Source organism: Ruegeria sp. CG3 (assembly GCF_056537205.1).
On the sequence record NZ_JBQFRC010000002.1, the window covers coordinates 447,680 to 470,377 of the forward strand.

The following is a 22,698-nucleotide window of genomic DNA, read 5'->3' on the forward strand; positions in this document are numbered from 1 at the left end:
CGGTCAGAGATAACCTTCAGAGCGGAAGCTCAGTTCGGTCGATTTTCCGATGATCAGGTGGTCGTGCAAGGTCAGCCCCAGTGCGGCGCAGGCATTGTTGATGCGGTTTGTCATGTCGATATCCGACTGCGACGGCGTCGGGTCGCCCGACGGGTGGTTGTGCACCAGGATAAGCGCCGAGGCGTTCAGCTCCAGAGCGCGCTTGGCGACCTCGCGCGGGTAGACGGGCACGTGATCGACGGTGCCCTTGGCCTGCTCCTCGTCCGCGATCAGCACGTTCTTGCGGTCCAGATAGAACACGCGGAACTGCTCGATCTCGCGATGCGCCATGGTGGTGTGGCAATAATCCAGCAACGCGTCCCAGCTGGAAATCACATGCCGCTGCATCACCCGGGCGCGGGCCATGCGATGGGCGCAGGCCTCGAGGATCTTGAGGTCGGTGATGACCGTATCGCCCACGCCCTTGATCTGACGCAGGCGTTCCACAGGGGCGGTCAGCACCCGGTTGAAATCGCCGAATGTATCCAGCAGCAGCCGCGCCAGCGGTTTCACGTCCTGCCGGGGGATCGAGCGGAACAGGACCAGTTCCAGCAACTCGTAATCCGGCATCGCCCCGGCGCCGCCCGACATGAACCGTTCACGCAGGCGCTTGCGGTGGTCCTTGATATACGAGGGCAGCCGACCCGTGGGCAGCGGCGTCACCGGCGCTTCGTCAGTTTCGAACAGCGATGGGGCTTCGGCAAAAGCGTCCTTGGTCATGCGCCCATGATTGCCCCAGAATCGGTTTCCGAATGGTTAACGCGCCTCACCGGCCATGCGGGCCGTGGCGCGGCGCACGGCCAGATGCAGCAGGATCGAGAACACCCCCAGCGTCAGCATCGCAGCGAACATCAGGTCGGTCTTGGCGCGACCATTGGCCAGCAGCATCAGGTATCCCAGCCCCTGCGACGAGCCGACCCATTCGCCGATCACCGCCCCGATCGGGGCATAGACCGCCGCCAGCCGCATCCCCGAAGCCAGCGAGGGTAGCGCCGCCGGGATGCGGATATGCCACAACACGCTGCGCGGGCTGGCCTGCATGGTGCGGGCCAGATCCAGATAGCCGGGCGGCGTGCGCATCAGCCCGTCGAAAAACGACGAGGTGATGGGGAAATAGATGATCAGCACCGCCATCGCGACCTTGGACCACAGCCCATAGCCCAGCCACAGGGTCAGCAGCGGCGCCAGCGCGAACACCGGCAGCGCCTGGGTGAAAACCAGCATCGGCTGCACCAGCACCCGCGCGGCGCGGGAATTGGCCAGCTGCAGCGCGGTGACGACGCCCAGCACGGTGCCGCAGGCCAAACCGATCAGCACCTCGATGGCGGTGATCCAGGTGTGTTCGGCGATCAGCCAGCGGTTTTCCCACCAGGTCTCGGCCACCAATGCCGGGCCGGGCAGGATAAATTTCGGCAGGCCGGTCAGGGTGACGATCGCTTGCCAGAGGACCAGCGCAAACAACGTTGCGGCAAGGGCCGAGAGCGTTTTCATGCCACCTCCTCGCGCAGCAGCTTCAGCAGCGCGCCCTGCGTTTCCAACGTTTCCAGATCGTCCACCCGGCGCGGTACCGGCGCATGGGGCGGCTGGCACGGGGTCAGGCCGTGTCGTGTCATCACCATGATCGACTGACCCAGACGCGCGGCCTCGGCCGGATCATGGGTGACAAGCAGAACGGTCCGTCCCTGCAACGCTTCGGCGGCCAAGTCCTGCATGTCGGCGCGGGTGCGCGCATCCAGCGCCGAGAACGGCTCGTCCAGCAGGATGATCGGCTTGTCTTCCATCAGGGTCCGGGCCAATGCCACGCGCTGACGCTGCCCGCCGGACAGTTCCGAGGGCTTCTTGGTCATGTGGTCTTGCAGCCCCATCCGTTCGATCAGCCGGGCGCGGCGGTCCTGATCGACCCGTTCGCCGCGCAGCCGGGCGCCCAGCGCCACGTTCTGCGCGACCGTGGCCCAGGGCAGCAGCAGATCGTCCTGCGCCATGTAGGCCACGCGCTCGGCCACCGGCAGCCCGTCGCTGGCGCGGATCTCGCCGGTGAACTCGGCCCCGGTCACCAACCCGGCGATCAGGCGCAGAACCGTGGTCTTGCCGACCCCCGATCCGCCCAGCAGACAGGTCCACTGCCCGGCCTTCAGCGACAGAGTCAGCGGCGCGAACAAGGGCGCGCCGTCGATGCTGGCCTGTCCGCTGAGGGTCAGATCGGGGGGCGGGGTCATGGGGTCAGACCCATCTGCCAGAAATTCACCTCGAGCTCGGTCGCGGTGCGGAAGGTCTGGCACAGGCGATCCCAACGCGGTGTGGTACGAAAATCCGCCCCAAGTCGCCTTGTTAGAGCCGAATCCAGCAGTTCACCCACAGCCTGACAGGCTTCCTGATATTCACTGCTGGAATAGGCGTTGATCCAGTCGCGATAGGTGTCCGAGGCGGCCTCGGCCGCCAGCCGGGTGCCGATTTCCCCGTATCCCATCACGCAGGGCGCCAGCGCCGCCAGCAGGTCCAGCAGATCACCGCTGTAACCGGCCTCGAGCACATAGCGGGTATAGGCCAGGTTCTCGGGGCGTTCGGGCGTGGCGAACAGCTCGTCCTGGCTGATGCCCTCGGCCTCGCAAATGCCGATATGCAACTTCATCTCTTCGCTGATCAGCCCGTTCACCGTACGCGACGCGGCCAGCATCTCGGCATGAGTTTCCGATTTCACCACCGCCAGCGCCCAAGCGCGCGAGAAATGGATCAGGAACACGTAATCCTGCCGCAGGTAATGCAGAAACGCCGCGCGCGGCAGGGTGCCGTCCTTCAGCCCCTCGACAAAGGCGTGGCGGGTATAGTCCCGCCACGGCCCCTGCGCCGCATCGCGCATCAGTGCGAAGGCTTTGCCATAGTCGCTCATTGCGCGGTCACGTCGATGGTGATGTCGCTGACCGGGTTGATGCTGTCGATCATGCCGGAGTCTTTCAGAAAGGCCTCGAACCGGGCATAGCGGCCGGCATCAAAGCCCGCCGGGCGCAGCGCGAAACGCGGCAGCGTGTCGACCCAGGCGCGGGCGTTCAGCTCGTCCTGCAGCTCGGGCGAGGTGTCGGCGAAGATCTCCCAGCTTTTTTCCGGGTTGTTCACGATATACTGCGTGGCCTTCTCGGTTGCGGCCAGAAAGCGGGCAATCATGTCCTTGTCCATCGTTTCGGGGTTGGCCACATAGATCAGCTCGTCATAGGGAGGCACGCCTTCTTCCTCGATGTAGAAGCAGCGGCCCGGAACGCCTTCGATGTCCATCTGGTTCAGCTCGAAATTTCGGAAGGCGCCGATCACGGCATCCACCTGCCCCGTCATCAGCGACGGCGACAGCGAGAAGTTGACGTTGATCATCTCGATATCGTCCAGCGACACGCCATGCACATTCAGCATCGCGGTCAGGATCGCCTCTTCGACACCGGCGACCGAAAAGCCGATCTTCTTGCCCTTGAGGTCGGCCAGCGTTTTGATCGGGCCATCCTCGAGAACCAGCAGGCAGTTCAGCGGCGTGGCGACCAGCGTGCCGACCCGTTTCAGCGGCAGGCCTTCGTGGATCTGCAGATGCAGCTGCGGCTGGTAGGACACGGCCAGATCGGCCTGACCGGCGGCCACAAGGCGCGGCGGGGCGGACGGATCGGCGGGCGGGACAATTTCGACCTCAAGCCCCTGTTCGGCGAAATAGCCGTTTTCCTGCGCCACGATGATCGGGCCGTGGTCGGGGTTCACGAACCAGTCCAGCAGGACGGTCATCTTGTCCTGCGCCCAGGCGGGCGCGGCGGCCAGCAAGGCAAGGGCGGTGATCAGTTTCTTCATGGTCTGCGTTTCCTTTTGCTTCACGACGTTGCGGCGGCGACCAGAACGATCCGGCCGTGCCAATGGGGGTGGAGTTCCTCGGCCGCGCGCCAGGCACGCAGCCCAGTGGCACAGCAGAGGGCCAGAGTGTTGCCCTTGTTAGGGTCTGTTTTCAGCGCCTCGACCGTCATTCGGCGGGCGTTGGGGTGGATCGGCTGGGGGGCTTCATCGACGCTGCGCAGATCGACGATCAGGTCGTCCGGGGTCAGCTGCGCGGGCGCGACAAAGGGGAAATGGCTGTCGGGTTCCGGCGCGGTGCCAAAGCGGAAACCGCTGCTGGTGCAACTGCGCCCGTCCACCTGCACCATCTGGCCCAGCGGGGAGGGATCGAGGCCCAGGATCACGCCCAGCGCCATCTGCGCCTGCATCGCGCCGATCATCGCCACGACCGGGCCCAGAACGCCTGCAGTTGCGCAGCTGGCCCCGCTGTCGGGCGCTTCGGGAAACACCGCGCGCAGAGACGGCGCGCCGCCGCAGAACCCGCCGACATACCCCGACAGACCCAGGACCGAGGCGCTGATCAGCGGCTTGCCCTGCGCCAGGCAGGTATCCGACAGCGTATAGCTGGCCGCGTAGCTGTCGGCGCAGTCCAGAACCAGGTCGGCCTCGGCCACCAGACCGGCGGCATTTGCCGGTGTTAGAGCCTGTTTATTGGCCGCTACGGTGATCTCACTGGTCAGCGCCCGGCAGCGTTCGGCGGCCACTTCGGCCTTGGGGCGGCCGCAATCGGATTCGGTGAACAGCGTCTGGCGGTGCAGGTTCGACAGGTCCACCATATCGGGATCGACGATGGTCAGATGCCCCACCCCGGCCCCGGCCAGCAGCGGCAGCACGGGCGCGCCCAGCCCACCGGCGCCCACGACCAGAACCCGCGCGCGGGCCAGGCGCTTCTGCCCCTCGGCCCCGACCTCGGGCAGGATCATCTGTCGTGCATAGCGGCTCATCGTGTGACCTCGATCCACTGGCGCACCCGCGCTTCGGGGTCGGGGTTCAGGGTGATGTCGGTGACGACCGAGACGATGTCGGCGCCGGCCTGAAACACGCCCGGTGCGCGCTCGACGCTCATGCCGCCGATGCCGACGAGGGGGATGTCACCCACGCGCCGTTTCCACTCGGTCACGCGCGGCAGACCCTGTTGGTGCCATTTCATCTTTTTCAGGATGGTCGGATAGACCGGCCCCAGCGCCACATAGTCCGGATCCATCGACAACACGCGCTCAAGCTCGTCATCGTCATGGGTGGACACGCCCAGTTTCAGCCCGGCCTTTCGGATGGCGGGCAGATCGGCGTCGTCCAGATCCTCCTGCCCCAGATGAATCCAGTTACAGCCCGAGTCGATGGCCGCCTGCCAATAATCGTTCACCACCAGCACCGCGCCGTGGTCCCGGCACAGGGCCTGCGCGGTCGCGATTTCCGCACGCACCACCGCGTCGGGCTGATCCTTGATGCGCAGCTGCACCAGTTTCACGCCCAGAGGCAGCATCCGCCGCAGCCAGTCGCTATGATCGAAGATCGGATAGAAACGGTCGAGCGTCATGACAGAAAGGCCTTTCCGATCACGGGGGTCGAGGGTTCGGCCATGTCGCGCGGCTCGATCGGGTCGGCCTGATGCGCCAGTTGCCCGGCCTGCACCGCCAGCGCCATGGCCTGCGCCATCGCCACCGGGTCGCCCGCGCGGGCGACGGCGGTGTTCAGCAGAACCGCGTCATAGCCCAGCTCCATTGCGTGGGCGGCGTGGCTGGGCAGGCCGATGCCCGCATCCACCACCAGCGGCACGTCGGGAAACTCGGCCCGCATCGCGCGCAGGGCGTATTCGTTGTTCAAGCCCCGCCCCGACCCGATCGGCGCGCCCCAGGGCATCAGCACCTGGCACCCGGCAGCCAGCAGGCGTTCGGCCACGATCAGGTCTTCTGTGGTGTAGGGGAAAACCTGGAACCCCTCGTCAGTCAGAATGCGCGCGGCTTCGACCAGTTGGAACACGTCGGGCTGCAGGCTGTCAGTGTGGCCGATCAGTTCCAGCTTGATCCACGACGTGTCGAACACCTCGCGCGCCATGTGGGCGGTGGTGACGGCCTCTTTGACCGTGTGACAGCCGGCGGTGTTTGGCAGGATCAGCACGCCCAGATCGCGGATCATCGACCAAAAGGCCTGACCGGCCCCGCCCGCGCCCTCGCGCCGCAACGAGACGGTGGCCACGCCCGCGCCGCTGGCCCGGAACGCCTGTTCCAGGATCGCCGGACTGGGATATTGCGCGGTGCCCAGCATCAGCGGGTTTGGCAGTTCGGTACCGTAAAACGTTTTCATCTTCAGCCCCCCTGCATCGGTGCGACGACCTCGACCCTGTCGCCCTCGGCCAGTTTGTGCGCGATGCGCAGGCTGGAGGGCACGAATTCTTCGTTCACCGCGGTGGCGACGCGGCCGGAAAAGCCGCATTCGGCCAGCAGCTCGCCAAGGGTTTCGGCGCGCACCTCGCGCGGCTCGCCGTTAAGCACGATCTTCATCGACCATCTCCGAATGTGTGTTTTTCAGCGCCAGATCGGCCACGCCCCGGGCCAGTGCCGGCGCCAGCAGATAGCCGTGGCGATAGAGGCCATTGGCATAGATCGTCCGGCCCAGCCGGCGGATGCGCGGCAGGTTGTCGGGAAAGGCCGGGCGCAGATCGACCCCGATTTCCAGCACCTCGGCCTCGCCAAAGGCCGGGTTCAGCGCATAGGCCGCGCTGAGCAGTTCCAGCATCGAGCGCGCGGTGATCCGGCTGCTGTCCTCGGATTCGATCATCGTGGCGCCCAGCATGTAGATGCCCTCGCCCCGCGGTACGACATAGAGCGGCATCCGGGGATGCAGCAGGCGTACGGGTCGGGTCAGCGTCACGTCCGGGCAGCGGATCACCAGCATCTCGCCCTTCACGCCGCGCAGGTCGTGCAGGATGTCGCGCGCGTGCAAGCCCCGGCAATCGATGGCGTTGTCCAGCCGCGACGGGGCCAGCTTGCGGTGGAATTCGACCCCTTTGTCCTGCAGGCCGCGATAGAGGTCCTGCAATGCCCGGCGAGGGTCCAGATGGGCCTCGTCGGCGAAGAACAGGCCTTGGGAAAACCCGTGCAGATCAGGCTCTAATTTGGCGATTTTCGCTTGATCGACCTGCGTGAATCCCTCGGTCCGGCGGGCAAAGCGGCGCAGGTCGGGCAGGTCGCGCGTGTTGGCCACGACCAGCGTTCCCTGCCGCGCGACCGGGGTGCGGGCCGCCCACCAGTCGATCGCCTGCTGCCCCAGCCTCAGCACCGGTTCCTCGGCATTTTCATATTCGCACCACGGCGCCAGCATGCCGCCGGCCCACCAGGAACACCCATGCGGACCGGGCGGCCCGCCCGGATCGAACACCTGTACCTGCGCGCCCCGCGCCACCAGTTCCGAGGCCACGGCCAAGCCGGCGACGCCGGCACCTATGACCGACCAGACCGTCACGCCGGCCATACCCGGTGGAAATGATGCACCGGCCCGTGGCCCGAGCCGACCTGCAGCTCGTCCGCGCGGGTGATCGCGCCTTGCAGGTAGTCATGCGCCTGCGCCACCGCATCGACCAGAGGCAGCCCCTTGGCCAGACCGGCCGCGATGGCCGAGGACAGGGTGCATCCGGTGCCGTGGGTGTTGCGCGTGTCCTGACGGGGCGCGGTAAATTCACCGATGACGCCGTTCTGATCGATCAGCAGATCATGGCAGGTATCGCCCTTGCCGTGTCCGCCTTTCATCAGGACGGCCCCAGCCCCCAGGGTGCACAGGTCATGGCCCTGCGCGACCATCTCCTCGGGCGTTTCGGCGACCAGCCGGTCCAGCAGACAGGCGGCCTCGGGCAGGTTCGGGGTCAGGACGGTGGCGCGGGGCAGCAGCACCTCGCGCAACGTTTGCACCGCCTCGCGCGCCAGCAGGGCATCGCCCGATTTGGCGATCATCACCGGGTCCAGCACGATTGGCCCGGCAAAGCCGGACAGGCCGTCGGCGACGGTTTGGATGATCTCGGGCGTGGCCAACATGCCGATCTTGACCGCGCGCACGTCCAGATCGGACAGAACCGCGTCGATCTGCGCGGCGATCACGTCCAGCGGGATACCATGCACAGCGGTGACCGCCTGCGTGTTCTGGGCGGTGACCGCGGTGATGACACTGGCACCGAACACACCCAGCGCCGACATCGCTTTGAGATCGGCCTGAATACCGGCCCCTCCGCCGCTGTCGGATCCTGCGATGGTCAAAGCGATATGCGCCATGTCGCTCCCTTCTTGCATGTGGGGCAACGCGGGCATGGAAAACGTCTGAGTGTTTTAGACCGTTCCCTCCGCCGGTATTGCCCGGATCAGGTTCGATGGGTTGGCTCGCGCCTCTCAGCCCCGGTTCCGGGGCACCCCAACGGTTGGCGCGGACATTCTCAAGGCTGAGGCCGAGAATCAAGGGCCAATTCCGCGCAGTTTCCGGCCAAACTGGACTTAGAAAACAAAAAAGCCGGCGATGATACGCCGGCCTTTCGGTCTCTGGAACGCTGGGATCAGCTTTGCATCCTTTCCCAGAAGGATTTGACGGATGAGAAAAAGCTTTTCGATTCCGGGTGGTTGTCCTCTCCCAGATCGTCGAACTCCTGCAGCAGCTCTTTTTGCCGCGCGGTCAGGTTGACCGGAGTCTCGACCGCAAGCTCGATGAACATGTCACCGATACCGCCGCCCCGCAGCGCAGGCATACCCTTGCCGCGCAGGCGCATCTGCCGGCCCGACTGGCTGCCGGCCGGAATCTGCACCCGGCCGCGGCCACCGTCGATGGTGGGCACTTCGATCGAGCCGCCCAGCGCCGCCTTCGCCATGCTGACAGGCACGCGGCAATACAGGTTCGGGCCGTCCCGCTCGAACAGTTTGTGCGGAGTCACCTCGACAAAGATGTAGAGATCGCCCGGAGGACCGCCGCGCATTCCGGCCTCGCCCTCGCCCGCCAAACGGATACGGGTGCCGGTTTCGACGCCTGCCGGAATGTTGACCGACAGCGCGCGTTCCTTCTCGACCCGGCCCGAGCCGTGGCAGGATTTGCAGGGGTTTTTGATGATTTGCCCCAGACCCGCACAGGTCGGGCAGCTGCGCTCGACAGTGAAAAAGCCCTGTTGCGCGCGCACCTTACCCATGCCGGAACAGGTCGGGCAGGTGGTTGGTTCAACTCCGCCCTCGGCGCCGGTGCCCTCGCAGGACGAACAGGCCACGGCTGTCGGCACGTTGATGGTTTTCTGCAGGCCGGAATAAGCCTCTTCCAGCGAAACCCTCAGGTTGTAGCGAAGGTCCGAACCGCGAGCGGCACGGCGTCCGCCACCGCCACGCTGTCCACCCATGAAATCGCCGAACAGGTCATCGAACACATCGGAAAACGCGCTGGAGAAATCGCCCGATCCAAAGCCGCCACCACGCTGGCCGCCGCCCATGCCATTCTCGAACGCAGCATGGCCGAACCGGTCATACGCGGCCTTTTTGTCAGCGTCGCGCAGAACGTCATAGGCCTCGTTGGCCTCTTTGAAAAGGGCCTCGGCATCCGGGTTGTCTTTGTTGCGATCGGGGTGCAGCTCTTTCGCCTTCCGGCGAAAAGCTTTCTTGATCTCATCCGCCGAAGCACCCTTGGACACGCCGAGCACTTCGTAATAGTCGCGTTTTGACATCGGTATTTCCTTCTGCCTCAACGTAAACGGGCCGGCCCGGCATCCGGACCGGCCCGAATTGGCCCGGTTACCCGTTAGTTGCGCTTGTCATCGTCCAGGTCTTCGAACTCGGCATCGACGATGTCGTCATCGCCGGGACCCGCATCCGCGGCTGCCGGTTCGTCGCTGGCCTCTTCGGACTGCGCCTTGTAGATCGCCTCACCCAGTTTCATGGCCGCTTCGGTCACGTTCTGGATGCCAGCCTTGATCTTGTCGGCATTGTCCGACTCGACCTCGTCCTTGAGGGCCGCCAGCGCCAGTTCGATGGCCTCGATGGTCGACGGATCGACCTTGTCGCCATGCTCCTCGATCGATTTCTCGGTCGCGTGGATCAGGCTTTCGGCCTGGTTCTTGGCTTCGACCAGCTCCTTGCGCTTGCGGTCGGCTTCGGCGTTTTCCTCGGCGTCCTTGACCATCTTTTCGATGTCTTCTTCCGACAGTCCGCCCGAGGCCTGGATCGTGATCTTCTGTTCCTTGCCGGTGCCTTTGTCCTTGGCCGAAACCGAAACAATGCCGTTGGCGTCGATGTCGAAGGTCACCTCGATCTGAGGCATGCCGCGCGGGGCCGGCGGGATGTCTTCAAGGTTGAACTGGCCCAGGATCTTGTTGTCCGCAGCCATCTCACGCTCACCCTGGAACACCCGGATGGTCACGGCGTTCTGGTTGTCCTCGGCAGTCGAGAAGACCTGGGACTTCTTGGTCGGGATCGTGGTGTTGCGGTCGATCAGGCGGGTGAACACGCCGCCCAGAGTTTCGATGCCCAGCGACAGCGGGGTCACGTCCAGCAGAACCACGTCCTTGACGTCGCCTTGCAGAACACCGGCCTGGATCGCAGCACCCATGGCCACGACTTCGTCCGGGTTCACACCTTTGTGCGGCTCCTTGCCGAAGAACTTGGTCACCTCTTCGATGACTTTCGGCATCCGGGTCATACCACCGACCAGAACAACCTCATCCACATCGCTGGCCGAGATGCCGGCGTCTTTCAGAGCGGCCTGGCAGGGCTTCAGCGACTTCTTGATCAGGTCGCCGACCAGCGATTCCAGCTTGGCACGGGTCAGCTTCATGACCATGTGCAGCGGCTGACCGTTCGCGCCCATCGAGATGAACGGCTGGTTGATCTCGGTCTGGGTGGTCGAGCTGAGCTCGATCTTGGCCTTCTCTGCGGCTTCCTTCAGACGCTGCAGCGCCATCTTGTCCTGGCTCAGGTCGACGCCGTGTTCCTTTTTGAACTCGTCGGCCAGGTAGTTGACGATGCGCATGTCAAAGTCTTCACCACCCAGGAAGGTGTCACCATTGGTCGACTTGACCTCGAACAGGCCGTCGTCGATTTCCAGAATGGTCACGTCGAAGGTACCACCGCCAAGGTCATAGACCGCGATGGTCTGGCTGTCCTGCTTGTCCAGGCCATAGGCCAGCGCGGCGGCAGTCGGTTCGTTGATAATCCGCAGCACTTCCAGACCGGCGATCTTGCCGGCGTCCTTGGTGGCCTGACGCTGAGCGTCGTTGAAATAGGCCGGAACGGTGATCACGGCCTGCGTGACTTCTTCACCCAGATAGCTTTCGGCGGTTTCTTTCATCTTGCCGAGGATGAAGGCCGAGATCTGGCTTGGGGAGTATTTCTGCCCGCGGGCCTCGACCCAAGCGTCGCCGTTGCCGCCATCGACGATGGCGTAGGGCACCATTTTCTTGTCCTTCTGGACTTCTGCGTCATCCACACGACGCCCGATCAGGCGCTTGACGCCAAAAATCGTGTTGTCGGGGTTGGTGACCGCCTGGCGTTTCGCCGGTTGCCCGACCAGTCGCTCGTCTTCGGTGAAGGCGACGATCGAGGGCGTGGTCCGCGCCCCTTCCGCGTTTTCGATGACCTTCGGCTGCGCGCCGTCCATGATGGCTACGCACGAGTTGGTGGTCCCGAGGTCAATACCGATTACTTTTCCCATTTTTCGATCCCTTTCTTTTCAAGGCGATGTCCCGAGGCCGGAACCCGTTACGGCATCCCTGCCCCGATCTGCTGGGCGCGACAGGTCTACACCATCGCGCGTCCCGGCGTATATAAGGGCGAGGCCTGAGGCCTGCAAGCGTTGTGAAATGCAGGTTTTCGGGAATCTTGGGCCTTTTTTGGCAAGGATTTCGAAAGGAATGAGGTTTCTGTCATGACGCGCCTGAATTTACGGGGGTTCGACATCCGAAAAGGCCATCTGGACGGCGCTGCTCAGCGGCAGATCATCGAGCTACTGCGGCCGATTCTGAAAGCCGCTCCGCTGTTTCATCCCAGCACCGCTTCGGGGCGCAAAATGTCGGTTCGCATGACGTCTGCCGGAACCCTGGGCTGGGTGTCGGACGGGGCTGGATACCGGTACCAAGACGCGCACCCCAAGGGCATGGCGTGGCCTGCCATTCCGGACCCGATCCTGTCGATCTGGCGCGACCTTGCCGGAACCGATCGAGATCCCGATTGCTGTCTGATCAACTACTACGGCGAAGGCGCAAAGATGGGAATGCACCAGGACAAGGACGAGGCCGATTTCTCGTGGCCGGTCCTGTCGGTTTCGTTGGGCGATGACGCCTTGTTCCGGATCGGCAACACGACCCGCGGCGGCAAAACCGAGTCCGTCTGGCTGAGTTCCGGCGACGTGGTCGTCATGGGCGGTCCCGCCCGGTTGGCCTATCACGGTATCGACCGGATCCGCTTCGGCTCTTCGCGCCTGCTGCCCAAAGGGGGCCGGATCAACCTGACGCTGCGCGTGGCAACCTAACGGCGCGCATCCCAGCTTTTCGAGATGTGCTTGCGGGTAAAGAACTCTCCCAGCAACCCGATCATCATCAGGGCGATACCGACCCAAAGCGCATATTCCCAGCTGGAATTGCGCGGAAAATAGTTGCGAAACACGAAACCGCGGCACTGATCGATCACGTGAAACAACGGGTTCCAGGCGAACATGGCCAGCATCCATCCGCCCAGCGCATTGCCCACGAACATCTTGCCCGAGAAGATCATGTTCATCCGGCGATAGACATTGCTGAGAATGGTGGAGGTCTGCGGCATCCACGGCTTGAGCGCCATGAAGACCAGACCGACCGCGCAGCCGGTGTACCACGCAAGGATCAGCATCGCGAACGCGCCGCCCGGGTCCTGCATCTCGATCGGATTGACCGCGACGCTGTAGACGAACAGGATCACCAGGATTGAAACGACCTGCGTGTACAAGGTCCCGAAGGCGGCGGCCAATAGCAGAACCATCATGTTCATCGGCGAATGCAGCATCATGGGATTGTTGGTGCCTCCAAGCCCCGCGATCGCACCGACGGACTTGATATGCGTCATGAACAGAAAGATGCCGGACAGGATGTACAGGATGAACTCACCCCGTATCTTGGCAACCCGTCCGCCCAGAAACGACATGATGAAATAGAACACGGTCGCCATCAAAACGACCTGGACGATGTTCATCATGATGGCGATTACGGCGTTGGAATGCTGCGAGCGGATGTTGCGGACAACGGCATGAAACACCAGTTCCGCAAGGTTGAATGCCCCACCCACAAGGCTGCTGCTTCGCTTGTAATAGAACACTCGAACGCTCTTTCCCGGTTTTGTTCCGCCAGCGTGGCACGAATTCCTTGCCGTTCCGTATCCGGCACAGCATAAGTTCGTCAGGTTTTCGGATCAACAAACCATGGAAACGGAGCATTTTTGTGACCTATGACGACCTCATCCCCGTGATCAGACGCCTGGCCCTGGAAGCGGGCGACAAGATCATGGAGATCTACGATGCCGATGATTTTGACGTGAAGGTCAAGTCCGATTCCAGCCCCGTGACCGAAGCCGACGAAGCTGCCGATGCCCTGATCTCGGCCGGGCTGCGCGCCGCCTTCCCCGACATCCTGCTGGTGACCGAGGAACAGGCCGCATCGCACAGCAAGCAGGGCGACACCTTTCTGATCGTCGATCCGCTGGACGGCACCAAGGAATTCATCAACCGGCGCGGCGATTTCACCGTGAACATCGCGCTGGTCGAAAACGGTGTGCCCACCCGCGGCGTGGTCTATGCCCCGGCCCGCGGGCGCATGTTTTATACCCTGGCCGATGGCCGCTCGGTCGAGGAAACCGGCGCCCTGGACAAGGACAAACCGGGCACTCTGACCCCGATTTCAGTCTCTGAACCGGACAATTCGGCGCTTTTGGTGGTGGCCTCGAAATCGCATCGCGATCAGGCCACGGATGACTACATCAACAAATACCAGGTCAAGGACAGCAAGTCGGCGGGCTCGTCCCTGAAATTCTGCCTGGTGGCCACGGGCGAGGCCGACCTCTACCCGCGCGTGGGCCGCACGATGGAGTGGGACACCGCCGCTGGCCACGCGGTGCTGTCCGGTGCCGGGGGCCACGTGGTGCGTTTTGACGACCACACGCCGCTGACCTACGGCAAGGAGGGCTATGCCAACCCGTTCTTCATCGCCTATGCCCCGGGCGTCGAACTCAAGGAGGCCTGATGTCGGTTCTGATCGCGATCCCTGCCCGCTATGCCTCGACCCGCTATCCGGGCAAGCCGCTGGTGCCGCTGACCGGCGCAACGGGAAGGTCCATGACCCTGATCGAGCGGTCGTGGCGCGCGGCCATGTCGGTCTCAGACGTCGACCGGGTGGTGGTGGCCACCGATGACGACCGCATCCGCGCCGCGGCCGAGGGCTTTGGCGCCGAGGTGGTGATGACCTCAGAAAGCTGCGCCAACGGCACCGAACGCTGCGCCGAGGCGCATGACAGGCTGGGCGGCGGCTACGAGATCGTGGTCAACCTGCAGGGCGACGCCCCCCTGACCCCGCATTGGTTCATCGAGGATCTGGTCAATGGCCTGCGCGCCGCGCCCGAGGCCGGCGTGGCCACGCCGGTGCTGCGGTGCGACGGCGAGGCGCTGAACGGGCTGCTGAACGACCGCAGGCATGGCCGGGTGGGCGGCACCACCGCCGTCTTCGCGACCGATCACAGCGCGCTCTATTTCTCGAAGGAAGTGATCCCCTTCACCGCCGAAACCTATGCCGGGTCGGATCCGACGCCGGTGTTCCACCATGTGGGCGTCTACGCCTACCGGCCCGACGCGCTGGCCGCCTATCCGGGCTGGCCGGTCGGGCCGCTGGAACGGTTCGAAGGGCTGGAACAGCTGCGGTTCATGGAAAACGGGCGCAAGGTTCTGTGTGTCGAGGTCGAGGCAAAAGGCCGTCAGTTCTGGGAGTTGAACAATCCGCAGGACGTGGCCAGGATCGAAAGCATGATGGCCGCGATGGGGTTGGAATAGGCGCAAATTCCCCGTTCCGCGCGGGCGGCCGGGCAGCTAATCCATGACGGGCAGACATTCGGCAGGACCACGGATGACAAACATACTCGTGACCGGCGGCGCCGGATATATCGGATCTCATGCCTGCAAGGCACTGGCGCAGGCGGGCTATGTGCCCGTGACTTATGACAACCTTGTCACCGGCTGGCAGGATGCGGTGAAATTCGGCCCCTTCGAACAGGGCGATCTGCTGGACCGCGCGCGGCTGGAGCAGGTCTTTGCCAAGTACCAGCCGGCGGCAGTGATGCATTTTGCCGCGCTCAGCCAGGTCGGCGAAGCCATGAGCGAGCCGGGCCGGTACTGGCGCAACAACGTCACCGGATCGCTGAACCTGATTGAGGCGGCCGTGGCCGCCGGCTGCCTGGATTTTGTGTTCTCGTCCACCTGTGCAACCTATGGCGACCACGACAACGTGGTGCTGGACGAAACCACGCCGCAACACCCGTTGAACGCCTATGGCGCCTCGAAACGCGCGATCGAGGACATCCTGCGCGATTTCGAACAGGCGCACGGGCTGAACCACGTGATCTTTCGCTATTTCAACGTGGCCGGTGCCGACCCTGACGGCGACGTGGGCGAGTTCCACCGCCCCGAGACCCATCTGGTTCCGCTGTTGTTGGACGCGATCGACGGGAAGCGCGACGCTCTGACCGTCTATGGCACCGATTACGACACGCCCGACGGCACCTGCATCCGCGACTATGTCCATGTCTGCGACCTGGTGGATGCGCACGTGCTGGGCCTGCGCTGGCTGGAACAGGGCAAGGGCAGCCGAGTGTTCAACCTGGGCACCGGCACCGGGTTTTCGGTGCAAGAGGTGATCGCGCAGTCGCACAGCGTGACCAATCGCGAGGTGCCCTTCATCACCGGTCCGCGCCGGCCGGGCGACTGCACCAAGCTGGTGTCAGGCTCGACCCGGGCCGAGGCCGAACTGGGCTGGCGGCCCAAACGGTCGCGGCTGGAAGTGATGATCGCCGATGCCTGGCGCTGGCATCAGAATGGCCACTACGAAAAGTGATCATGCCATGGGCGCCGCGCACCACCATGACGAAAACGCCCCGGGCTGGGTTCGCAGATACCGTCTGCGCCTGAAGCGCAAGCGTTTGCTGTGGCGGTCCTTCCGCAGCCGCCACGCGTTGACGCCGGTGTCGGACAAGACCCGGCTGATCGCGCCCACCGACATTCTGGCCTTTACCACCCTGCGCAACGAGATCGAGCGCCTGCCCTGGTTCTTGCGCCACTATCGCCGGCTGGGGGTCGATCATTTCCTGATGGTCGACAACGGCAGCGATGACGGTTCGACCACCTATCTGCTGAACCAGCCGGACGTGTCGCTGTGGCAAACGCAGGCCAGCTATCGCGAGGCTCGGTTCGGGCTGGACTGGCTGACTTGGTTGCAGATGCGGCATGGCCATGGTCATTGGACGCTGATGGTGGATGCGGACGAACTGCTGATCTATGCCCATCACGACGGCCGCGACCTGCACGATCTGACGGGATGGCTGGACCAAATCGGACAGCCGGCCTTTGGCGCGCTGATGCTTGATCTATACCCGAAAGGCCCGTTGGGCGCGGCGCCCTATGATCCCGAGACCGACCCGACCGAAACTTTGAACTGGTTCGATTCCGGCCCTTACAGGGCCCGCCGGCAAGAGCCGCTGGGAAACCTGTGGGTGCAAGGCGGCGTTCGCGAACGCGCCTTCTTTGCCGATTGCCCGGACCGGTCTCCGACCCTGAACAAGATTCCGTTGGTGAAGTGGGACCGTCGCTATGCCTTCGTGAACTCCTGTCACTCGGCCCTGCCCCGACACCTGAATTTTGCCTATGGCGGGCCTTCCGGGCAAACCCCCTCGGGCGTCCTGTTGCACACGAAATTCCTGCCGCAAGTCGTCGAGAAGTCGCGCATCGAAAAACAAAGGCGCCAGCATTTTCATGATCCCGACCAATTCGGGCCATACTATGATGGCATCATTGCCGGGCCCGACCTTTGGACTCCACAATCAGAACGGTATTCAGGCTGGGCGCATCTGCAGAGCCTTGGACTGCTGTCAGCGGGCGGGTGGACGTGAACGGGGAATCCTGTGCCCCAAAAACCCATGCTTGGCTAACGGCTCTTAAATACATTGCTTCGCAAGGTGCGAAAATGTCATAAAACGTTAGTGTCCGGCTCCCGTCTGACCAAATGCGGGCCCCGGACATGCTCGCGTATTACAAGAAGGTTGGGCAGCGCGTGAGCCTTTTGGATTCTTACCGGATGAGACTGCGGCGCAAGCGCCGTATTGTGCGCTGCATCCGCCGAAGACGCGATCTGCGCACCGTCCGCAACAACACCCGGCAGATCCGGTCCGGTGATGTTCTGCTGATGAGCGTCGTGCGCAACGAAAAGATCCGCCTGCCCTATTTTCTGGACTATTACCGCAAGCTGGGCGTCCGGCATTTCCTGTTCGTCGACAATGACAGCACGGATGGCACGCTGGGCTATCTCAAGGCGCAGCCCGATGTCTCGGTCTGGTATACGAATGCCAGCTATCGCCGTTCTACATTCGGGATCGACTGGTCCAACTACTTGCTGCGGAAATACGCCCATGGACACTGGGTCCTGACCGTAGATCCGGACGAGTTCCTGATCTATCCGTTCTGCGACACACGTCCCATCGACGCCCTGACCGACTGGCTGGACGGCACCGGGGTGCGCAGTTTCGGGACGATGCTGCTGGACATGTATCCCGAGGGGCCGATACAGGACGCCACCTATCACGAGGGGCAGGACCCGTTCGAGATTGCCGCATGGTTCGACTCGGGCAACTACATGATCACCAAGAACCCCGCCTACGGAAACCTGTGGATCCAGGGCGGGCCACGGGCAAGGGTTTTCTTTCAGGACAAGCCCGCGAAAGCGCCCGCGCTGAACAAGATCCCTCTGGTCAAGTGGGATCGGCGCTATGTCTATGTCAGCTCGACCCATGCGCTGCTGCCGCGCGGCCTGAACCAAGTCTATGACGAGTGGGGCGGCGAGAAAACCAGCGGCGCATTGCTGCATGCCAAGCTGATCAACACGCTGGGTGACAAAGCCCGCGAAGAACTGCAGCGCGGTGAGCACTACCGCGCGTCCGGCGAATACAGGGCCTATGTCGACCAGTTGGAGAGCAAGCCGGTTTTCTGGTGCAAATGGTCCGAGAAATACATCAACTGGCGCCAACTTGAGATCCTGGGTCTGATGTCCAAAGGGAACTGGGCATGAGCGGGACCCTGGGCATCGTGATGCTGGTCCACACTGCGCTGGACCGGGCTGAGCAGGTTGCCCGGCGCTGGACCGCGGCGGGTTGTCCGGTGGTCATCCACGTCGACCGCAAGGTCGACCCGGCCGTGTTCAAAGACTTTGTCGCGGCCTGCGGGGATGATCCGTTGATCCTGTTCTGCGACCGCCAGATCTGCGAGTGGGGCGGCTGGGGCATCGTTGCCGCTTCGCAATCGGCCGCGACGCTGATGCTGGAGCGCTTTCCCGACATACGCCATGTCTTTCTGTCATCCGGCTCTTGCCTGCCATTGCGCCCGGTTCAGGACCTGATCGATTACCTGAGCGACCGGCCCCGCGTGGATTTCATTGAAAGCGCCACCACCGCCGATGTCAGCTGGACCGTGGGCGGGCTGGACCTTGAACGCTTTACCCTGCGGTTTCCCTTCTCGTGGCGCAAACACCGCAAGCTGTTTGACCGCTTCGTCAAGCTTCAGCGCGCGGTCGGATATCGACGGACAATCCCCAACGGGCTGATCCCGCATATGGGCAGCCAGTGGTGGTGCCTGACGAGGCAGACCCTGACCGCGATCCTGCAAGACCCCAAGCGAGAGGTCTATGATCGATATTTCCGGCATGTCTGGATCCCCGACGAAAGCTATTTCCAGACGCTGGCGCGGCTCTATTCCACTCAGATCGAAAGCCGATCGCTGACCCTGTCGAAGTTCGACTATCAGGGCCGCCCGCACATCTTCTATGACGATCACCTGCAGTTGCTGCGTCGATCCGATTGTTTCGTCGCCCGCAAGATCTGGCCGCGCGCCGACCGGCTTTATCAGGCGTTTCTGAACGATCAGTCCCTCGCCGGAAAACCCGCCGAGCCCAATCCCGGCAAGATCGACCGCGTTTTCTCCAAAGCGGTCGAGCGTCGTACCCGCGGCCGCGACGGCCTGTACATGCAAAGCCGTTTTCCCCGCCATGGCAGCGAAAACGGCCTGACCGCGTTTCCTTACTCCGTGTTTCAGGGTTTTTCCGAGTTGTTTGAGGGCTTTGAAAGCTGGCTGGGCAATGCGTCAGGCGCCCGCGTCCATGGGCATCTGTTCAACCCCAAGCGCGCCGAATTCGCCGAAGGAGAGACCATCCTGAACGGGTCCCTCAGCGACAACGCCATTTTGCGCGACTACAATCCGACGGCGTTTCTGTCGAACCTGATCTGGAACACCCGGGGCGAACGCCAGTGCTTTCAATTCGGTCCGGCTGACACCCAGAAGATCAATTGGTTTCTGGCGAGAGACAAGAACGCACAGGTCTGCGTGGTCACCGGGGCCTGGGCTGTTCCGCTGTTTCGGTCGAACATGAATTTCGCCGACATCCGCTCCGAAGCGGCCCGCCTGCAAAAGATCGAGACCGAACAGCTTGAGGTGCTCGATTCCGTGTGGACCAAAGCGCGCGTGCATGTTTGGTCAATGGCCGAATTCGTTGAATCTCCGATGGAACATCTGCAAACCGTTCTTGAGGAGATGGGCGCGACGCAGCCCAGCCATCTGATCGAGGCGCCGACGATGGTTGATCTGGCCGGGTTTGGAAAGTTCCTGCAAAACCTCAAGAACCAGGGAATGCACCCTCACCTGATGGGCGACTTTCCTGCCGACGATGTATTCGGTAATCAGACCCGCCCGTATCGCAAGCCCTACCTGGTGCAATGACCCCGCATGCCGACCGACTTTGACTATTTCATCATTCTTGCCGAAATGCGCACCGGGTCGAACCTGCTGGAGGCAAATTTGAATGCGTTGGACGGCGTGCAGTGTCATGGCGAGGCGTTCAATCCGCACTTCATCGGATACCCGAAAGCAACCGAAGTGCTGGGATTTTCACTGGAAGACAGGGATGCTGCGCCGGACCGCCTGATCGAAGCGATGCGTTCCGCGCCGGAGGGTCTGCACGGGTTCCGGTTTTTTCACTCGCACGACCCGCGGGCCCTGGCGATGGCGCTGAACGATCCGCGCTGCGCAAAGATCATTCTCAACCGCAACCCGTTGGACAGCTACATCTCGCTCAAGATTGCGCGGGAGACCCAACAGTGGATGCTGACCAACGTGAAACGCAGGCGCGCCACCAAGGTTGCGTTTGATGGGGACGAGTTTCGGGACTACGTGGATGAGCAGCAGGCGTTTCAGCTGAGTTTAGTCAATCAGCTGCAAAAAACTGGCCAGACCGCATTTTACATCGGTTACGAGGATCTGACCCAACTGGATGTTCTGAACGGACTGGCGGCATGGCTGGGGGTTGAGGCGCGTCTGGATCAACTGGCCCCGGATCTCAAACCTCAGAACCCGGAACCGGCTTTGTCCAAGGTGACCAATCCCGAAGCCATGGATGCGGCCCTAGCGGCCCTGGACCGGTTCAACCTGCACCGAACGCCGAACTTTGAACCGCGACGGGGGCCAGCCGTTTCGCGTCATATCGCGGCCGCGGAAACGCCGCTGATGTATCTGCCGATCCGTGGTGGACCGGAACAGATCGTGGCCCAATGGATGTCCGATCTGGATGGCGGCGAGCTGATCACCGACCGAAACCAGAAACAGGTGCGGCGCTGGATGAAGGCGCATCCGGGTCACCGGAAATTCACGGTCCTGCGACACCCGTTAGCGCGGGCACATTCGGTGTTTTGCGAACGGATCCTGGGCACCGGGCCCGGCGCATATGCCGGAATCCGCAACCGGCTGCGCAACGGGTTCAAGTTGCCGATCCCGGGCCAGGTGCGCGATGGAAACTATTCGCTCGAGCAGCACTATCAGGCGTTTTCGGCGTTTCTTGAGTTTCTGCAGCTGAATCTTTCTGGCCAGACCCCGATCCGTGTCGACGGGCTGTGGTGCACGCAGGCCCGCATGTTGGAGGGGATTGCGGGCTTTGCCCTGCCCGATCTCATACTGCACGAGGAAGAGATGGCCACCGCGCTACCGGATCTGGCCCGCGGCCTGGGGCACAATGCACCGCCGAAGCCCGGCGTGCCCGCGCCGGACCAGCCCTATTCGTTGGATCAGATCTACGATGACAAGCTCGAGGCGCTGGCCGAGGAAACCTATCAGCGCGATTATCTGCAGTTCGGATTCGGGAAATGGCGGCCTATCAGGGACGCACGGTGATCAACGTACCTTCGTTCACCATCGCATAGATCTCTTCGATCTCTTCGTTCTTGACGGCGATGCAGCCAGCGGTCCAATCCGGCGTCTTCTTCGCGCGCTTGAACTCCTTGCGCAGGTTCGGTTGGCCGTGAATGAAAATGTCTCCACCCGGGTCGAAGCCCATCGCCTTTGCCTTGGCGATATCCTGGCTGTTGGGATAGGAAATCCCCAGCGACAGGTGATATCGGCTGCGAGGGTTGCGGCGGTCGATCAGGTAGGTGCCTTCGGGTGTGCGACCGTCTCCGCGCTTGACCTTTGTGCCGCTTGGAGCGAACCCAAGCTCGACATCATACTCACGCAAGATCTGCTCGTGATGCAGCAGGTACATCTTGCGCGCGCCCTTGTTCACCACAATGGATGTCACCTCGGGTCCGTTGTAGGTCAGAAACCGGGGGCCCGCACTTCCACAAGCCGAAAGGCTCAGTGTTGCCAGTGCACCCAATCCAAATGCTCGACGATCCATGATTTCACTGCCTGCTCGTTTTTTCGCATAATGCCAAAATCCGGCAGAAACGGAAATCACTTTTTGCTGTTCATATGCTCGGTCAGGCGGCGTTCGATCGACTCCAGCCGGTCCAGCACCTCGTCCCGATAGGCATCCGTCTTGACTTCATCCTCGGCGTGGTGGGCATCCTGCATCGAATTCACGATCAAGCCGACCAGCAGGTTCACGACCGCAAAGGTCGTGACCATGATGAAGGGCACGAAGAACAGCCAGGCGTAGGGATAGACTTCCATCACCGGGCGGACGATGCCCATCGACCAGCTTTCCAGCGTCATGATCTGGAACAGGGTATAGGCCGACAGACCCAGATCACCGAACCACTCCGGAAAGCTGTCCGAGAACAGTTTGGTCGAGATCACCGCGCCGATATAGAACAGGATCGCCATCAACAGGAACACGCTTGCCATGCCCGGCAAGGCCGAGATGAACCCCTCGACCACCCGGCGCAGACGTGGCGCGACCGAGATCACCCGCAGCACCCGCAGGATCCGCAGCGCACGCAACACCGAAAGACCCGCACCGCCGGGCACCAAGGCGATGCCGACGATCACGAAATCGAAGATGTTCCAACCATTGAGAAAGAAACGGCGCCCGTTGGCCACCAGTTTCATTGCGATCTCGGCCACGAAGATGGTCAGGCAGATGGTGTCGAGCAGCACGATCACCGGCCCGAATTTCGCCATCAGGCCGTCCGAGGTTTCCATGCCCAGCAGAACCGCGTTCACCAAGATGACGCCGGTGATGAATTGCGAAAACCGCGGGTTTTCGACAAAGGCCTGCAGGCGCTGCCGGATCGTCATGCGAAGGGTCTCCTGTCG

At 62.9% G+C, this 22,698-nt stretch carries 24 protein-coding genes and 1 riboswitch; of the genes, 8 read left to right on the forward strand and 16 right to left on the reverse strand.

The window, feature by feature from the left end:
- Positions 1 to 3: 3 nt before the first annotated feature.
- The 13 genes from radC to dnaK form a co-directional block, all read right to left on the reverse strand.
- Positions 4 to 759, reverse strand: a complete 756-nt coding sequence (radC, locus tag ACR0NB_RS12775; protein ID WP_480775871.1) for a RadC family protein — start codon at positions 757 to 759, stop codon at positions 4 to 6.
- Positions 760 to 795: 36 nt separating this feature from the next.
- Positions 796 to 1,530 carry an ABC transporter permease gene (locus ACR0NB_RS12780; protein ID WP_480775872.1) on the reverse strand — a complete coding sequence of 245 codons (735 nt, stop codon included), beginning with the start codon at positions 1,528 to 1,530 and terminating at the stop codon, positions 796 to 798.
- A complete protein-coding gene (locus ACR0NB_RS12785; protein ID WP_480775873.1) occupies positions 1,527 to 2,255 on the reverse strand; it encodes an ABC transporter ATP-binding protein in 729 nt (242 codons plus the stop codon). Before ACR0NB_RS12785 ends, ACR0NB_RS12780 begins: the two co-directional genes overlap by 4 nt.
- Positions 2,252 to 2,926, reverse strand: coding sequence for a thiaminase II (tenA, locus tag ACR0NB_RS12790; RefSeq protein WP_170370369.1), 675 nt, complete (start codon positions 2,924 to 2,926; stop codon positions 2,252 to 2,254). The genes ACR0NB_RS12785 and tenA overlap by 4 nt, the downstream gene beginning before the upstream one ends.
- Positions 2,923 to 3,858 (reverse strand): ABC transporter substrate-binding protein, encoded by a 936-nt coding sequence (locus tag ACR0NB_RS12795; protein WP_170370370.1) that lies wholly within the window; start codon positions 3,856 to 3,858, stop codon positions 2,923 to 2,925. The genes tenA and ACR0NB_RS12795 overlap by 4 nt, the downstream gene beginning before the upstream one ends.
- A 20-nt stretch (positions 3,859 to 3,878) precedes the next feature.
- Positions 3,879 to 4,841: a ThiF family adenylyltransferase gene (locus tag ACR0NB_RS12800; RefSeq protein WP_480775874.1), complete on the reverse strand. Its 963-nt coding sequence runs from the start codon at positions 4,839 to 4,841 to the stop codon at positions 3,879 to 3,881.
- Positions 4,838 to 5,434 carry a thiamine phosphate synthase gene (locus ACR0NB_RS12805; protein WP_480775875.1) on the reverse strand — a complete coding sequence of 199 codons (597 nt, stop codon included), beginning with the start codon at positions 5,432 to 5,434 and terminating at the stop codon, positions 4,838 to 4,840. The genes ACR0NB_RS12800 and ACR0NB_RS12805 overlap by 4 nt, the downstream gene beginning before the upstream one ends.
- The gene (locus ACR0NB_RS12810) at positions 5,431 to 6,201 is read right to left on the reverse strand and encodes a thiazole synthase (protein WP_480775876.1); all 771 of its coding nucleotides are present in this window, start codon (positions 6,199 to 6,201) and stop codon (positions 5,431 to 5,433) included. Before ACR0NB_RS12810 ends, ACR0NB_RS12805 begins: the two co-directional genes overlap by 4 nt.
- Before the next feature lie 2 nt (positions 6,202 to 6,203).
- Positions 6,204 to 6,398, reverse strand: coding sequence for a sulfur carrier protein ThiS (thiS, locus tag ACR0NB_RS12815; protein WP_170342698.1), 195 nt, complete (start codon positions 6,396 to 6,398; stop codon positions 6,204 to 6,206).
- The gene (locus tag ACR0NB_RS12820; protein WP_480775877.1) at positions 6,382 to 7,359 is read right to left on the reverse strand and encodes an FAD-dependent oxidoreductase; all 978 of its coding nucleotides are present in this window, start codon (positions 7,357 to 7,359) and stop codon (positions 6,382 to 6,384) included. The genes thiS and ACR0NB_RS12820 overlap by 17 nt, the downstream gene beginning before the upstream one ends.
- Positions 7,356 to 8,159 carry a bifunctional hydroxymethylpyrimidine kinase/phosphomethylpyrimidine kinase gene (gene thiD, locus ACR0NB_RS12825; RefSeq protein ID WP_170600940.1) on the reverse strand — a complete coding sequence of 268 codons (804 nt, stop codon included), beginning with the start codon at positions 8,157 to 8,159 and terminating at the stop codon, positions 7,356 to 7,358. The genes ACR0NB_RS12820 and thiD overlap by 4 nt, the downstream gene beginning before the upstream one ends.
- A 46-nt stretch (positions 8,160 to 8,205) precedes the next feature.
- A riboswitch (TPP riboswitch) is annotated at positions 8,206 to 8,308 on the reverse strand.
- A 126-nt stretch (positions 8,309 to 8,434) separates the two neighbouring features.
- Positions 8,435 to 9,577, reverse strand: a complete 1,143-nt coding sequence (gene dnaJ / locus ACR0NB_RS12830) for a molecular chaperone DnaJ (protein ID WP_170361153.1) — start codon at positions 9,575 to 9,577, stop codon at positions 8,435 to 8,437.
- A 74-nt stretch (positions 9,578 to 9,651) separates the two neighbouring features.
- The gene (dnaK, locus tag ACR0NB_RS12835; RefSeq protein WP_170342692.1) at positions 9,652 to 11,559 is read right to left on the reverse strand and encodes a molecular chaperone DnaK; all 1,908 of its coding nucleotides are present in this window, start codon (positions 11,557 to 11,559) and stop codon (positions 9,652 to 9,654) included.
- A 213-nt stretch (positions 11,560 to 11,772) separates the two neighbouring features.
- On the opposite strand from dnaK, the gene ACR0NB_RS12840 reads away from it, so the two are divergent.
- Positions 11,773 to 12,375, forward strand: coding sequence for an alpha-ketoglutarate-dependent dioxygenase AlkB family protein (locus ACR0NB_RS12840; RefSeq protein ID WP_170342689.1), 603 nt, complete (start codon positions 11,773 to 11,775; stop codon positions 12,373 to 12,375).
- Here ACR0NB_RS12840 and ACR0NB_RS12845 read toward each other — a convergent pair.
- On the reverse strand, positions 12,372 to 13,193 hold the full coding sequence (locus ACR0NB_RS12845; protein ID WP_093963926.1) for an ABC transporter permease: 822 nt from the start codon (positions 13,191 to 13,193) through the stop codon (positions 12,372 to 12,374). The two genes, ACR0NB_RS12840 and ACR0NB_RS12845, sit on opposite strands and share 4 nt — an antisense overlap.
- 122 nt (positions 13,194 to 13,315) lie before the next feature.
- Between ACR0NB_RS12845 and cysQ the strand changes: the two genes are divergently transcribed.
- The 7 genes from cysQ (at position 13,316) to ACR0NB_RS12880 (ending at position 21,336) form a co-directional block, all read left to right on the forward strand.
- Complete coding sequence (gene cysQ / locus ACR0NB_RS12850) at positions 13,316 to 14,113, forward strand: 3'(2'),5'-bisphosphate nucleotidase CysQ (protein WP_480775878.1); 798 nt, start codon at positions 13,316 to 13,318, stop codon at positions 14,111 to 14,113.
- A complete protein-coding gene (locus tag ACR0NB_RS12855; protein WP_480775879.1) occupies positions 14,113 to 14,913 on the forward strand; it encodes a 3-deoxy-manno-octulosonate cytidylyltransferase family protein in 801 nt (266 codons plus the stop codon). Before cysQ ends, ACR0NB_RS12855 begins: the two co-directional genes overlap by 1 nt.
- Before the next feature lie 73 nt (positions 14,914 to 14,986).
- Positions 14,987 to 15,970, forward strand: a complete 984-nt coding sequence (gene galE, locus ACR0NB_RS12860; protein ID WP_480775880.1) for a UDP-glucose 4-epimerase GalE — start codon at positions 14,987 to 14,989, stop codon at positions 15,968 to 15,970.
- Between the two features lie 7 nt (positions 15,971 to 15,977).
- A complete protein-coding gene (locus tag ACR0NB_RS12865) occupies positions 15,978 to 17,021 on the forward strand; it encodes a glycosyltransferase family 2 protein (protein WP_480634033.1) in 1,044 nt (347 codons plus the stop codon).
- A gap of 185 nt (positions 17,022 to 17,206) precedes the next feature.
- Positions 17,207 to 18,193, forward strand: a complete 987-nt coding sequence (locus tag ACR0NB_RS12870) for a glycosyltransferase family 2 protein (protein ID WP_480775881.1) — start codon at positions 17,207 to 17,209, stop codon at positions 18,191 to 18,193.
- A complete protein-coding gene (locus ACR0NB_RS12875) occupies positions 18,190 to 19,893 on the forward strand; it encodes a DUF5927 domain-containing protein (protein ID WP_480775882.1) in 1,704 nt (567 codons plus the stop codon). The genes ACR0NB_RS12870 and ACR0NB_RS12875 overlap by 4 nt, the downstream gene beginning before the upstream one ends.
- A 6-nt stretch (positions 19,894 to 19,899) precedes the next feature.
- Positions 19,900 to 21,336 (forward strand): nodulation protein NodH, encoded by a 1,437-nt coding sequence (locus ACR0NB_RS12880; RefSeq protein WP_480775883.1) that lies wholly within the window; start codon positions 19,900 to 19,902, stop codon positions 21,334 to 21,336.
- Here ACR0NB_RS12880 and ACR0NB_RS12885 read toward each other — a convergent pair.
- Positions 21,320 to 21,838 (reverse strand): L,D-transpeptidase family protein, encoded by a 519-nt coding sequence (locus tag ACR0NB_RS12885; protein ID WP_093963918.1) that lies wholly within the window; start codon positions 21,836 to 21,838, stop codon positions 21,320 to 21,322. The genes ACR0NB_RS12880 and ACR0NB_RS12885 overlap by 17 nt on opposite strands.
- A gap of 56 nt (positions 21,839 to 21,894) precedes the next feature.
- Positions 21,895 to 22,680, reverse strand: coding sequence for an ion transporter (locus ACR0NB_RS12890; protein ID WP_170364389.1), 786 nt, complete (start codon positions 22,678 to 22,680; stop codon positions 21,895 to 21,897).
- Positions 22,681 to 22,698: the final 18 nt, after the last annotated feature.